This is a genomic window from Ramlibacter agri (genome assembly GCF_012927085.1).
Lineage (GTDB): Bacteria > Pseudomonadota > Gammaproteobacteria > Burkholderiales > Burkholderiaceae_C > Ramlibacter > Ramlibacter agri.
In genome coordinates, this window is the sequence record NZ_JABBFX010000001.1 from 2,905,439 (window position 1) to 2,917,986 (window position 12,548).

At 67.9% G+C, this 12,548-nt stretch carries 14 protein-coding genes; 11 read left to right on the top strand and 3 right to left on the bottom strand.

The window, feature by feature from the left end; genetic code table 11:
- Positions 1-31: 31 nt before the first annotated feature.
- From HHL11_RS14160 to HHL11_RS14170, 3 genes are all read left to right on the top strand, one after another.
- Positions 32-1,267 carry an MFS transporter gene (locus HHL11_RS14160; protein WP_169418994.1) on the top strand — a complete coding sequence of 412 codons (1,236 nt, stop codon included), beginning with the start codon at positions 32-34 and terminating at the stop codon, positions 1,265-1,267.
- 162 nt (positions 1,268-1,429) lie between these two features.
- Positions 1,430-1,609: a ribbon-helix-helix protein, CopG family gene (locus tag HHL11_RS14165; protein WP_169418995.1), complete on the top strand. Its 180-nt coding sequence runs from the start codon at positions 1,430-1,432 to the stop codon at positions 1,607-1,609.
- 62 nt (positions 1,610-1,671) lie between these two features.
- Positions 1,672-1,884, top strand: coding sequence for a CopG family transcriptional regulator (locus HHL11_RS14170; protein ID WP_169418996.1), 213 nt, complete (start codon positions 1,672-1,674; stop codon positions 1,882-1,884).
- A 1-nt stretch (position 1,885) separates the two neighbouring features.
- Here HHL11_RS14170 and HHL11_RS14175 read toward each other — a convergent pair whose 3' ends face one another.
- Positions 1,886-2,665: an SDR family NAD(P)-dependent oxidoreductase gene (locus tag HHL11_RS14175; protein WP_169418997.1), complete on the bottom strand. Its 780-nt coding sequence runs from the start codon at positions 2,663-2,665 to the stop codon at positions 1,886-1,888.
- Between the two features lie 33 nt (positions 2,666-2,698).
- A complete protein-coding gene (locus HHL11_RS14180) occupies positions 2,699-4,429 on the bottom strand; it encodes an IlvD/Edd family dehydratase (protein WP_169418998.1) in 1,731 nt (576 codons plus the stop codon).
- 66 nt (positions 4,430-4,495) lie between these two features.
- Between HHL11_RS14180 and HHL11_RS14185 the strand changes: the two genes are divergently transcribed.
- The 8 genes from HHL11_RS14185 to HHL11_RS14220 all read left to right on the top strand — a co-directional run bounded on the left by HHL11_RS14185 (position 4,496) and on the right by HHL11_RS14220 (position 11,829).
- Positions 4,496-5,458 carry a 2-hydroxyacid dehydrogenase gene (locus tag HHL11_RS14185; protein ID WP_169418999.1) on the top strand — a complete coding sequence of 321 codons (963 nt, stop codon included), beginning with the start codon at positions 4,496-4,498 and terminating at the stop codon, positions 5,456-5,458.
- 83 nt (positions 5,459-5,541) lie between these two features.
- A complete protein-coding gene (locus HHL11_RS14190) occupies positions 5,542-6,930 on the top strand; it encodes an ABC transporter substrate-binding protein (protein WP_169419000.1) in 1,389 nt (462 codons plus the stop codon).
- Positions 6,931-6,951: 21 nt separating this feature from the next.
- Entirely contained in the window at positions 6,952-7,836 is an 885-nt protein-coding gene (locus HHL11_RS14195) for a carbohydrate ABC transporter permease (RefSeq protein ID WP_169419001.1), read from the top strand.
- Positions 7,833-8,681: an ABC transporter permease subunit gene (locus HHL11_RS14200; protein WP_169419002.1), complete on the top strand. Its 849-nt coding sequence runs from the start codon at positions 7,833-7,835 to the stop codon at positions 8,679-8,681. The genes HHL11_RS14195 and HHL11_RS14200 overlap by 4 nt, the downstream gene beginning before the upstream one ends.
- Positions 8,682-8,695: 14 nt before the next feature.
- Complete coding sequence (locus HHL11_RS14205) at positions 8,696-9,787, top strand: ABC transporter ATP-binding protein (protein WP_169419003.1); 1,092 nt, start codon at positions 8,696-8,698, stop codon at positions 9,785-9,787.
- Entirely contained in the window at positions 9,784-10,170 is a 387-nt protein-coding gene (locus HHL11_RS14210; protein WP_169419004.1) for a cupin domain-containing protein, read from the top strand. The genes HHL11_RS14205 and HHL11_RS14210 overlap by 4 nt, the downstream gene beginning before the upstream one ends.
- Before the next feature lie 12 nt (positions 10,171-10,182).
- Positions 10,183-10,926 carry a FadR/GntR family transcriptional regulator gene (locus HHL11_RS14215; RefSeq protein ID WP_169419005.1) on the top strand — a complete coding sequence of 248 codons (744 nt, stop codon included), beginning with the start codon at positions 10,183-10,185 and terminating at the stop codon, positions 10,924-10,926.
- A 123-nt stretch (positions 10,927-11,049) separates the two neighbouring features.
- Positions 11,050-11,829 (top strand): transglutaminase domain-containing protein, encoded by a 780-nt coding sequence (locus tag HHL11_RS14220; RefSeq protein WP_169419006.1) that lies wholly within the window; start codon positions 11,050-11,052, stop codon positions 11,827-11,829.
- Positions 11,830-11,835: 6 nt separating this feature from the next.
- Here the strand turns inward: HHL11_RS14220 and HHL11_RS14225 are convergent, their stop codons facing one another.
- Entirely contained in the window at positions 11,836-12,501 is a 666-nt protein-coding gene (locus tag HHL11_RS14225) for a Rossmann-fold NAD(P)-binding domain-containing protein (RefSeq protein ID WP_169419007.1), read from the bottom strand.
- Positions 12,502-12,548 lie beyond the last annotated feature (47 nt).

Consider the following 12,548-nt stretch of genomic DNA (forward strand, 5'->3'; position numbering starts at 1 on the left):
TGTGAACACTGGCGACGGGAAGGAGATTGCGATGACCGACCTTGCCGCTCCGCGCCGCCAGGCGATGTGGCTGGTGCTGCTGGCCGCCGGGGGGACCTTTGCCCTCAGCATGGGTTCGCGCCAGAGCATGGGGCTGTTCCTGTCGTACCTGAACACCAGCACGCACCTGGGCGTGGCCGCCATCAGCCTGGCCTTCGCCTTCGGCCAGTTGTGGTGGGGCCTCACGCAGCCGATTGCCGGCGCCATCGCCGACCGCTGGGGCCCGGGGCGCGTGCTCGTTGCCGGCACCTTGCTCGCCGCGCTGGGCAGCTTCATCGCGCCCTACATGACGACCACGCTGGGGCTGATCTTCGCCATCGGCGTGCTGGCCGCCGGCGGCTCCGGCCTGGCCGGGCCCGCGGTGCTGGTCGCGGCGACCATGCGCCGGATCGACGACAACCAGCGCGGCATGGCCACCGGCGTCGTCAATGCGTGCGGCTCGCTCGGGCAGTTCGCCGTGGCGCCGCTGGCCGGCTTCTGGATCGCCAGCCTCGGCTGGGTGACGGCCATGCAGGCGGTCGGCCTGATCGTGCTGCTGGCGCTGCCCGCGGCCTGGGTGCTGCGCCGGACCGGCGACGCGTCCGCGCCGGCGGCGGCCAGCGCCGCCAAGCCGCAGGGGACGAAGGCGGCGGTGGCCGCGGCTTGCCGCCACCCCGGCTACCTGTTGCTCACCGCCGGCTTCTTCGTCTGCGGTTTCCACGTGGCGCTGCTGGTGATCCACCTGCCCGGCATGGTGGCGGCCTGCGGCCTGCCGCCGCAATGGGGCGGCTGGGCGCTGGCCATGCTGGGGCTGTTCAACATCGTGGGCAGCCTGGCCATCGGCTGGGCGACGCAGCGCTGGCGCATGAAGTCGCTGCTGGCGCTGCTCTATGCGGCGCGCGCCGTGTTCGTGCTGGCCTTCCTGTTCGCGCCCAAGACCGGGCCCGTGGTGCTGCTGTTCGCGGCCGTCATGGGCCTGACCTATCTCGCGACCGTGCCGCCGACCGCCGGCCTGGTGGCCAAGTTCTTCGGCTCCGCGCACATGGCCACGCTGTTCGGCCTGGTGATGCTGGTCCACCAGGTCGGCGCCTTTGCCGGCACCTGGCTGGGAGGCAAGGTGTTCGAATGGACCGGCGGCTACGACTGGGTCTGGTACATCGACATCGTGCTGGCCGTGGGCGCAGCGCTCGTCCACCTGCCCATTCGCGAAGCGCCGGTCGCGCCGCTGGGGCGCCCCGCGGCCGCTTGAAGGACGCGTCTGGCTCAGCGTTGGCCGCGGCCTACAAGCCGCTGAGCCAAGCGCCGATGCCTGCCATCGCGGTTTGTCGCAAGAAGTCTCAAGCCGCAGTACTACCGGCCGGTCCCTGGTCCCGCGGCAGAGTCATGGCTGTGTGGAAACTCTGACGAACGCATGGAACAGAAACCTGCTCGCCTCACGGTCCTCATCGACGCGGAGAAGAAGAAAGCATTCGAGGCACTGTGCGCATCCCAGGACATCACCGCATCGCAGGTGGTGCGGCAACTGATCCGGGAATACCTGGCCCGGCACGGGGCCGGTCACGGGCCCCATCATCCCGATGCCTCGCCCTAGCGAGCCCCCGGGCAGGCGGAAACTCATTACACTCTGATTAACATCAGAGAACCCGTTTGCCCATGGAGCTCAAGACCGCCCGGCTGACCATCCTGATCGATCCCGGGAAGAAACAAGCCTTCGAAGAAGTGTGCCGCGACCAGGACATGACGCCATCGCAAGTGGTGCGGCGCCTCATCCGCGACTACATGGAGCGTGAAGCTCCACCTGCGCCCGCGCCGAAGCGCGCGGCGCCGCGCAAGGCCGCGCCCGCGCCTGCGCGCAGGTCGCGCTAGTTCAGGCCGGCATCGTGTAGTTCAGGGTCATCCGGCCGCCGTCCACGTAGACGATCTCGCCGGTGACGTAGCTCGCGGCATCGCTCGCGAGCCAGGCCACCACGTCCGCCACTTCCGCCGGCTCGCCCAGGCGCTTCAGCGGCGTGCGCATCATGATGCGCTGCTTCGCCTCTTCGCTGGTGAGCACCGCCTTGGCCGCCAGCTCGGTGGCGATCGTGCCCGGCGCCACCGCGTTCACGCGGATGCCCTTCTCGGCCAGCGCCAGCGCCATCACGCGCGTGAGCTGGTTGATGCCGCCCTTGCTGACGTTGTAGCTGGCGATGCTGGGGATGGCCATGATGCCGTTGACCGAACTCATGTTCACGATCGTGCCGCGGCCCACCTTCGCCATCTCGCGGGCCACGGCCTGGCCGACGAGGAAGGAACCTTTGAGGTTGACGCGCAGCACCGCGTCGAAGTCGGCTTCGCTGACGTCCAGGAAATCGGCGGCCTTGAAGATGCCGGCGTTGTTCACCAGCACGTCGATGCGGCCGTGGGTCAGCATCGTCTTGGCCACCAGCGTGTCGACCTGCGCCTTGTCGCCCACGTCGCAGGGCACGTAGAGGCCCTGCAGCTCCTGCGCCAGCTGCTGGCCGCGTTCATCGGCGATGTCGGCCAGCACCACCTTCGCGCCTTCGCGCGCAAACCGGCGGGCGCAAGCCTCGCCGATGCCCTGCGCGGCGCCGGTGACGATGCAGACGCGGCCGGCGAGGCCGTAGTTGATGGCGGAGGACGTGTTCATGCGACCATGGTACTCGCGCCTCCGCGGGCGGGTTCAGTGGTTGTCCCGCGGCACGAACGCGCCGCGCTTGCCCACCAGGAAGTCGAGGTCGACGCCTTCGTCGGCCTGCAGCACGTGGTCGACGTACAGCTTCCAGTAGCCGGAGGAGAGCGGCGGTTTCGGCGCCTGCCAGGCGGCCTGGCGGCGGGCGAGCTCCGCGTCGCTCACTTCCAGGTGCAGGCGGCGCCGGGGCACATCGAGCTCGATGATGTCGCCGTTCTGCACGAGGGCCAGCGGCCCGCCGGCAGCCGCTTCGGGCGCGGTGTGCAGCACCACGGTGCCGTAGGCCGTGCCGCTCATGCGCGCGTCGCTGATGCGCACCATGTCCGTGATGCCCTTGCGCAGGATCTTGGGCGGCAGCGGCATGTTCCCAACCTCCGCCATGCCCGGGTAGCCCTTGGGCCCGCAGTTCTTCAGCACCAGCACGCAGGTCTCGTCGACGTCGAGGTTTTCGTCGTCGATGCGCGCATGGAAGTCCTCGATGTCCTCGAACACCACGGCGCGGCCGCGATGCACCATCAGTTCCGGCGTGGCCGCGCTCGGCTTGATCACTGCCCCGCGCGGCGCGAGGTTGCCGCGCAGCACCGCGATGCCGGCCTTCTCCTTGAAGGGCGTGGCCAGCGGCTGGATCACTTCCTGGTTGTAGTTCTGCGCGTCGGCGATGTTCTCGCCCAGGGTCTTGCCGCTGGAGGTGAGGGCGTCCAGGTGCAGCTCCGCCCGGATCTCCTTCATCACCACCGGCAGGCCGCCGGCGTAGCAGAAGTCCTCCATCAGGTGCTTGCCCGAGGGCTGCAGGTTCACCAGGCAGGGCAGTTCGCTGCCCAGGCGGTCGAAGTCTTCCATCGCCAGTTCGACGCCGATGCGGCGCGCGATGGCGATCAGGTGGATGACCGCGTTGGTGGAACCGCCGATGGCGGCCAGCGTCTTGATCGCGTTCTCGAAGGCATGGCGCGTGAGGATCTGCGACAGCAAGGTGTCGCTGTGCACCATCTCCACGATGCGCCGGCCCGCCATGCGCGCCAGCACGTTGCGGCGGCCGTCGACGGCGGGATAGGCCGCGTTGCCCGGCAGGCCCACGCCCAGCGCTTCGACCATGCTGGCCATCGTCGACGCGGTGCCCATGGTCATGCAGTGGCCGTGGCTGCGGTGCATGCAGCTCTCGGCCTCGAAGAAGTCCTGCAGCTTCAGCGTGCCGGCGCGCACCTGCTCGCTCATGCTCCATACGCCGGTGCCGGAGCCCAGCTCCTGCCCGCGCCACTTGCCATTGAGCATGGGGCCGCCGGACACGCCGATGGTGGGCAGGTCCACGCTGGACGCGCCCATCAGCAGCGAGGGCGTGGTCTTGTCGCAGCCCATGAGGAGCACGACGCCGTCGATGGGATTGCCGCGGATCGATTCCTCGACGTCCATGCTCGCGAGGTTGCGATACAGCATGGCGGTGGGCCGCAGCATGGTTTCGCCGAGCGACATCACGGGGAACTCCAGCGGAAAGCCGCCGGCCTCGTAGACGCCGATCTTCACCTGCTCCGCCAGCGTGCGGAAGTGCGAGTTGCAGGGCGTGAGTTCGCTGAAGGTGTTGCAGATGCCGATGACGGGACGGCCGTCGAACTGGTCGTGCGGAATGCCCTTGCCCTTCAACCAGCTGCGGTACGCGAAGCCGTCGCGGTCCTGGCGTCCGAACCACTGCTGGCTGCGCAGTTCCGAGGGTTTCTTCTTCGTGTCCATAGGGTTAGTCCGGGAGTTGCAATCATCTTATCGTCATACGATTGCGCCGCCCTCTCGGGACAAACCATGAGCCAGAATTCACCACGCCCCGCCGTGCTCACGGTCGTGAACCTGCCGCCGTTCTACCTGGAGCCGCTGCGGCAGCATTTCACCGTGCACGAGCGCCTGCACGAGGCCGACCCCGAAGCCTTCGCGCGCATCGCGCCTGGCATCCGCGCCATCACCGGCGGCGGCGAATCGAACGTCCCGCGCGCGCTGATGGACCAGCTGCCCGCGCTGGAAATCGTCTCCATCATGGGCGTGGGCTACGACAGGGTGGACGTGCGCACTGCGGTGGATCGCGGCATTCCGGTAACCCACACGCCCGACGTGCTGAACGACGAAGTGGCCGACCTCGCGCTGGGCCTCATGCTGTCGGTCGCGCGCCGCATCCCGCAGGCCGATCGCTATACGAAGGCAGGCCTGTGGGCGGAGCAGGGCAACATGCCGCTGGCGCGCAAGATGTCGGGCGCGCGCCTGGGCATCGTGGGCCTCGGCCGCATCGGCAAGGCCATCGCGCAGCGCGCCGCGGCTTTCGGCATGAGCATCGCCTACACCGGCCGCTCGCAGCAGCCCGAGGCGGCCCATCCCTATTTCGCGACGCCGCGCGAGCTCGCCGCGAACGTCGACTTCCTGGTGGTCATCACGCCCGGTGGCGCCGGAACGCGGCACCTGATCGATGCGTCGGTGCTGCAGGCGCTGGGCCCCAAGGGCTTCCTGGTCAACGTGGCGCGCGGCAGCGTCGTCGACGAACAGGCGCTGGTGCAAGCGCTGCAGCAGGGCGTGATCGCCGGCGCGGCGCTCGACGTGTTCGAGAACGAGCCGCAAGTGCCGCCGGCGCTGCGCGCGCTGGACAACGTGGTGCTCACTCCGCACATGGCCAGCGCCACGCGCGAGACGCGCCAGGCGATGGCGGACCTGGCGCTCGCCAACCTGCGTGCCCATTTCGCCGGCGAGCGCCTGCTGTCACCCGTGCCCGAGTGCCGCTAGCGCCAAGGGTTTGTCCGGGGACGGCGGCCCGCGCCAATGGTCATACGATTTCCCATTCACCAACGACACCTGGAGACAAGGCAATGAAACTGAGGACAGTTCTCGCCGCAGCGATGGTCGCCGCGGGCCTGCTTGCCAATGCGCCCGCGATGGCGCAGGAGAAGCTCACCGTCTGGTGGGTCAAGGGTTTCTACAAGGCGGAAGACGACGCGCTGTTCGAGGCGATCAAAAAGTACGAGGCCAAGCACAAGGGCGTGAAGGTCGAGCTGTCGCAGTACCCGATCCAGGACATGATTCCCAAGACGGTGGCGGCGCTCGATTCCGGCAGCCCGCCCGACGTGGCCTACGCGGACGTCTACGACTTCCAGGTGACGGCCAAGTGGGCGTTCGACGGCAAGCTGGAGGACATCTCCAGCGTCATCAACCCGATGGTCAACAAGTTCGAGCCGGTCGCGCTGTCCACGACCTTCCTGTACAACGACGCGTCGAAGAAGCGCGCCTACTACGCCTTCCCGCTGAAGCAGCAGACCATGCACATCCAGTACTGGAAGGACATGCTGGCCGAGGCGGGCTTCAAGGAAAGCGACATCCCCAAGGAGTGGAACGCCTACTGGAACTTCTGGTGCGACAAGGTGCAGCCCGCCAGCCGCCAGAAGTCCGGCAAGCGCAACTTCGGCATCGGCCAGCCCATGGGCGTGGATTCGAGCGACTCGTTCTACTCGTTCCTGACCTTCATGGACGCGTACAACGTGCAGCTGGTCAACGACTCCGGCAAGCTGCTCGTGGACGACCCCGCGGTGAAGCAGGGCCTGATCAAGGCGCTGACCGACTACACCATGCCGTACACCAAGGGCTGCACGCCGCCTTCGTCCACCAGCTGGAAGGACCCGGACAACAACGTCGCCTTCCACAACAAGACGACGGTGATGACGCACAACGCCACGATCTCGATCGCGGCCAAGTGGCTGGATGACGCCAACAACACGGCGCTGACCGAAGCGCAGCGCGCCGAGGCGAAGAAGAACTACACCGAGCTGATCGCCACCGCCGGCTTCCCGAACAAGCCGGACGGCAGCAAGATGAAGTACCGCTCCGCCGTGAAGACGGGCGTCATCTTCTCCGCCGCCAAGAACAAGACGCGCGCCAAGGAGTTCGTGTCCTTCCTGCTGCAGGACGAGAACCTCACGCCTTACGTCGAGGGTTCCCTGGGCCGCTGGTTCCCGGTCACCAAGGCCGGCCAGGCCAGCCCGTTCTGGAAGGGTGACCAGCACCGCCAGGCCGTCTACAACCAGTTCATGAGCGGCACGACGACGTTCGAGTTCACCAAGAACTACAAGTTCACGATCCTGAACAACGAGAACGTGTGGGCCAAGGCGATGAACCGCGTGGTCAACGAGAAGGTGCCGGTGGACAAGGCGGTCGACGAGATGATCGCCCGCATCAAGCAGGTCGCCGGCCCGGGACCCCAGTAAGCCCTTCGCGAGTCCGCCGGTATGAATACGACCACCATCGTCGCTGTGGAGGAAGTACCGGCGGCCGCCGCGCCGGCGGTGCGCCGCCGCGCCAGCCCCTGGGAAACCTGGGGCCGGGTGCTGGTGCTGCCCTACCTGCTGGTGTTCCTGGTGTTCGTGCTGTACCCGGTGGGCTACGGCCTCTGGCTGGCGCGGCACCCGGCCAGCTACGAGCACCTGTTCGCCGACCCCATCTTCTTCCGCACCGCGATCAACACGGTGATCTTCCTGGTGGTCGCCATCAACATCAAGATGGTGATCGCGCTGGTGCTCTCGGGCTTCTTCATCCAGGCCCGCTGGTGGATCAAGGCGCTGTCGGTGCTGTTCATCCTGCCCTGGGCGGTGCCTTCGATCCCGACCATCCTCTCGGTCCGCTTCATGCTGAACCCGGAGTGGGGCGTCATCAACCAGATCATCTTCCAGCTGACCACGCGTGACGGGCCCAACTGGCTCAACGAGCCGGCCCTGGCGCTGTCGCTGTCGATGGTGATGCACGTCTGGAAGTCCTTGCCCTTCTGGACGCTGATCCTGGTCGCGGGCCGGATGGCGATTCCTTCGGAGCAGTACGAGGCCGCGGCGGTGGACGGCGCCAGCAGCTGGCAGAAGTTCCGCTACATCACCTGGCCGTCGATGCGCACGCTGTACCTCACGTCCACCATCCTGTCGATGATCTGGACGCTGGGCGACTTCAACAGCGTCTACCTGCTCACCGGCGGCGGCCCGGCCGACCTCACGCACGTGCTGGCCACCCTGGGCATCCGCTACCTGCGGCTGGACCAGGTGGATCTGGCGATGGCTTCGATCGTGGTGGCACTGCCTCTTGTGCTGCCCCTGGTGTACTTCATGATGAAGAGGCTGTCCAAGTGAAGCTCACCCCGCGCGCCATCGCCACCGAGGCGAAGCTGCTGCTGATCGGGATCCCGGTCTTCCTGTGGACCATGATCCCGATCTACCACCTGTTCCTGTTCTCCATCTCCACCAAGGACTCGGCCACGTCCGGGCGCCTGTGGCCGAAGGAGCCGACCTTGCAGAACTTCCGCATCGTCTTCATGGAGCAGCACCACTACCTCAACCACTTCTGGCTGCAGATGTGGAACTCGGTGCTGATCGCGGTGTCGGTCGGCGCGCTGACGCTCTTCATCGCCACCTGCGCCGCCTTCGCGATCTCGCGCCTGAAGGTGCCGGGCGGCCGCACGGTGATGAACCTGGCGCTCTTCACCTACTTCATCCCCGCGGCCTTCCTCGCCGTGCCCATGTACAAGGCCATGGGCGCCTACGGCCTGTTGAACAACCAGTGGGCGCTGATCCTGGCGATGGTGACCATCGCCTCGCCCTACTGCATCTGGGTGCTGAAGCAGGCGTCGGACAAGCTGCCTTTCGAGCTGGACGAAGCCGCCCGCATGGACGGCGCCACGCCGCTGCAGCTGTTCCGCCTGGTCTACCTGCCGCTGATGGTGCCCTCGCTGGTGGCGGTAGGCACCTATTCGCTGCTGCTGGCGTGGAACGAATACCTCTATGCCTTCCTGCTGCTGTCCGACGACCGCAGCACGACCTTGGGCGTCGCGCTGGGCAGCTTCCTGTCGGCCGACGACTCGCCCTGGGAACTGCTGATGGCGACCGGCCTCATCTACGCGCTGCCGCCGGCGGCGATCTACTACGCCTTCAAGCGCTACATGGTGTCGGGCCTCACCGCCGGCGCCGTCAAGAGTTAGGGAGAACGCACCGCATGGCCTCCGTATCCTTCCGCGGCATCGAGAAGTCCTTCGGCCGCTTCAAGGTCATCCACGGCATCAGCTTCGACATCGCCGACGGCGAGTTCGTGGTGCTGGTCGGCCCTTCGGGCTGCGGCAAGTCCACCTTGCTGCGCATGCTGGCCGGCCTGGAGCCGATCACCGGTGGCCAGATCGACATCGACTCCCGCGTGGTGAACGACCTCGACTCGAAGGACCGCGACATCGCGATGGTGTTCCAGAGCTACGCGCTGTATCCGCACATGACGGTGCGCGACAACATGGGCTTCAGCCTCAAGCTGCGCAAGGCCGACGGCACGCTGACGAACAAGCGCGTGGACGACGCGGCGCGCATCCTCAACCTCACGCAGCTGCTCGATCGCTACCCGCGCGAGCTCTCCGGTGGGCAGCGCCAGCGCGTCGCCATGGGCCGCGCGATCGTGCGCGACCCCAAGGTCTTCCTGTTCGACGAGCCGCTGTCCAACCTGGACGCCAAGCTGCGCGTGGCGATGCGCGCCGAGATCAAGGCGCTGCACCAGCGCCTGAAGACGACCACGGTGTACGTCACGCACGACCAGATCGAGGCCATGACCATGGCCGACCGCATCGTCGTCATGCACGACGGCATCGTGGAGCAGATCGGCACGCCGCTGGAGCTGTTCGACCGCCCCGGCAACCTGTTCGTCGCCCAGTTCATCGGCTCGCCGGCCATGAACGTGCTGGCCGGCACCTTGCGCAGCCAGGACGGCAAGCAGTTCGTGGAAGCGCAGGGCCAGGCCTGGCCCGCGCAGGCGCAGGCCCAGGGCAGCGACGGCCAGGCGGTACAGTACGGGGTGCGGCCCACCGACATCCGCGTCGCGACCAGCGGCGAGGGGATCCCCGCGAAGGTGATCGTGGTGGAGCCGACCGGCGCCGAGACCGAGCTGCTGGTGCGCGTGGGCGACGCCAGCCTGGTGGTGGTCATGCATGGCCGCACGCCGGCGCGCCCGGACGACACGGTGTTCCTCACGGTCGATGCCGGGAGGACGCACGTGTTCGACGCGGCCGGCGGGCAGCGCCTGGACCAGATCAACGCCACGCTCCAATGACAGCTGAATTCACCAAGGTCGTCCTCTTCACCGATACCGACGGGCGCGCCCGTTTCCGCGAGGAAAGCGTGCCGCTCGACGAGGGCACGCCCCAATCCATGTTTTCCAGGCTCGCTCCCTCGGGCGGCATGCAGCTGCGCGAGAGCCCGGTGGGCTTCCGCAGCCAGGTCCACGTCACGACGACCGCGCAGTGGGTGTTCATCCTGCAGGGCACGATGGTGATCGGCCTGCTGGACGGCAGCACGCGCAGCTTCGGCCCCGGCCAGCATTTCTATTCGGCCGACCTGCTGCCCGCGGGCGCCACCTTCGATCCCCAGCTGCACGGGCACTGGAGCGCGCAGGCCGGCGACCAGCCGCTGCAGACCCTGTTCGTGCGCGCCTGAGCGCATCGTTCCATGATCAAGAACGTTCACGGCAACACGGTCGACCACCTCGGCCAGGCCATCCTGGGCGGCAAGTACCCGCCGGGCCAGGCGATCCCGCCCGAGCCCATGCTGTGCGAGGAACTGGGCGTGAGCCGCACCGTGGTGCGCGAAGCGGTCAAGTCGCTCATCGCCAAGGGCCTCGTCACCAGCGGGCCCAAGGTGGGCACGCGCGTGCAGCCGGCGGACCAGTGGAACTGGTTCGACCCCGACGTGATCCTGTGGCAGTCCAAGATCGGCCTGACCCCGGAGTTCCTGCGCGACCTGCAGGACCTGCGCCGCATCATGGAGCCGGCCGCCGTGCGCATGGCGGCCGAGCGCGCCACGCCGGAAGACATCGCCGAAATGGAAGCCGCCTTCGAGGGCATGCGGCGCGCGGTGGAGGAGGGCGGTGACTACGTCACCTACGACCTGCGCTTCCACCAGGGCCTGCTGAAGGCCTGCCGCAACCGCATGATCGTGCAAATGAGCAAGGCGCTCAGCGCCCTGCTGCGCACCAGCTTCGAGATCTCCACCACGCGCAAGGACGGGCCGCGCAATTCGCTGCCCATGCACCGCGCCGTGCTCGACGCGGTGATCGCGCACAACCCCGGCCGGGCCGAGAAGGCCATCCTGCAGCTGATCGACGGCGCGCGGGCGGACATCGAAGCGGTGCTGACGAGCCGCCGGCGCCTGCCGAGGCTCAGCGAACCGGTGCGGATGTTGCGTTCCTACTGATTTTGCCTAGGGGGCGTAGGCGACTCCCTGCAGCGCGGTAACACTTCAACCCTACAATAGAGCCATAAGGCGCCGGGAGAACCCAGGCGCCAGAGTAGTCGTTGGAAGAGGAAGACGTAACAAGTGGCGCCCGCTGCCGGCACGCCCCCATCCCCCCTGCACGCTGACGAACCGTCCCACTGGCTGGGCGGCACCTCCTTGCTGGACCTCGAAGACCCGAAGCTGCGGCTGCGGGTGCGCTCGCTCACGCAACTTTGCAAGGGCGAGCGGGAGAAGGCATTGGTGATCTACGGATTCGTCAAGCGCATGCCCCTGGTGACGCCGTTCAAGCTGCGCCTGCGCAGCGCACGCCAGGTGCTGGACGCCGGGCGCGGCGACTCGCTGGACAAGGCCACGCTGCTGGTGGCCATGCTGCGCGCGGCGGGGCTGCCGGCGCGCATCCGCTACCTGCGCATGCGCGGCGAGATCATGCACGGGCTCACCACGCGGCTGCGCCATCCGATCCGGCCGCTGCTGGAAGTGTGGCTGCAAGGCCGCTGGGTGCGCACCGACACCTACATCTTCGACGCCTCCTACATGGCGGCGGCGCGCCAGCGCCTGAAGGACGAAGGCAACCAGTGGGGCTACTACATCAACGTCGCCGGCGCCATGCTGTGGGACGGCCGCGAGGACGCGTTCGTGGGCAGCATGCCGATCGAGCAGGACCCGATGGTGGTCGACGACCTCGGCGCCTGGCATGACCCGCTGCAGTTCGTGCAGTCGAACGCCTACAAGTCGGAGCATCGGCCGCTCGCGCGCCTGCTGCACCTGAACCTGGTGTCGGCCCAGGTGCGGCGCGGCATGCGCCGCCTGCGCGAAGACCGCCCGATGGCGAGCGCGGTGCGGGACCGCCGCCTTTCGTAGAGGCGCTCAGGCCCCGCGCTGCATCGTTCCCGACATCAGCACCAGCCGCCCGCGCGTGTTCGGCACGTGCCGCAGCAGCGAGCGGGCCACCTTGGCGGCCTCGATGGAACGGTAGTTCGCGGGGATCAGCGGCCGCAGCCAGTGGCTCACGCGCAGCGCCAGTTTCTCGCCGCCGCGCTCGGGTTGCCCGAGCTGTTCGCGGTTGCCGGCCAGGAAGGAAGGCCGCGCGATCACCAGCCCGTCGAAGCCGAGGCCGGCCAGCGCTTCTTCCAGCTCGCCTTTCACGCGGTTGTAGAACAGCGCGGAGCGCGCATCGGCGCCCATCGCGCTCACCACGCCCGCATGGCGCGCGCCGGCGGCGCGGGCCGCACGGGCCACGGCCAGGCTGGCATCGAAATCGACGGCGCGGAAAGCTTCCTGGCTGCCGGCCGTCTTGATGGTGGTGCCCAGGGCGATGTAGACCTCGTCCAGTGGCGGCAGCGCCGGGATGGCGCCGAAATCGACCTGGCGGAAGGACAGCTTGGCATGGCGCTGCGGCAGCGGCCGGCGCCCGATGGCTTGCACGCCGGCGACGGTGCCGTCAGCCAGCAGCCCGTGCAGCAGTTCGCGCCCGACCAGTCCGGTCGCGCCCGCGAGCAGCACGCGGCGGTTGTTCTTGTCGCCCCCGTTCATTGGCAAGCATCCCCTCCAAGGTCAACCATCCTAAGCGGGAAAATGCG

Bases quoted from the DNA above. Each gene is read 5' to 3' on its own strand.
- HHL11_RS14225 (WP_169419007.1), bottom strand. From the start codon at position 12,501: ATGAACGGGGGCGACAAGAACAACCGCCGCGTGCTGCTCGCGGGCGCG.
- HHL11_RS14160 (WP_169418994.1), top strand. From the start codon at position 32: ATGACCGACCTTGCCGCTCCGCGCCGCCAGGCGATGTGGCTGGTGCTG.
- HHL11_RS14210 (WP_169419004.1), top strand. From the start codon at position 9,784: ATGACAGCTGAATTCACCAAGGTCGTCCTCTTCACCGATACCGACGGG.
- HHL11_RS14195 (WP_169419001.1), top strand. From the start codon at position 6,952: ATGAATACGACCACCATCGTCGCTGTGGAGGAAGTACCGGCGGCCGCC.
- HHL11_RS14175 (WP_169418997.1), bottom strand. From the start codon at position 2,665: ATGAACACGTCCTCCGCCATCAACTACGGCCTCGCCGGCCGCGTCTGC.
- HHL11_RS14165 (WP_169418995.1), top strand. From the start codon at position 1,430: ATGGAACAGAAACCTGCTCGCCTCACGGTCCTCATCGACGCGGAGAAG.
- HHL11_RS14180 (WP_169418998.1), bottom strand. From the start codon at position 4,429: ATGGACACGAAGAAGAAACCCTCGGAACTGCGCAGCCAGCAGTGGTTC.
- HHL11_RS14190 (WP_169419000.1), top strand. From the start codon at position 5,542: ATGAAACTGAGGACAGTTCTCGCCGCAGCGATGGTCGCCGCGGGCCTG.
- HHL11_RS14215 (WP_169419005.1), top strand. From the start codon at position 10,183: ATGATCAAGAACGTTCACGGCAACACGGTCGACCACCTCGGCCAGGCC.
- HHL11_RS14185 (WP_169418999.1), top strand. From the start codon at position 4,496: ATGAGCCAGAATTCACCACGCCCCGCCGTGCTCACGGTCGTGAACCTG.
- HHL11_RS14170 (WP_169418996.1), top strand. From the start codon at position 1,672: ATGGAGCTCAAGACCGCCCGGCTGACCATCCTGATCGATCCCGGGAAG.
- HHL11_RS14205 (WP_169419003.1), top strand. From the start codon at position 8,696: ATGGCCTCCGTATCCTTCCGCGGCATCGAGAAGTCCTTCGGCCGCTTC.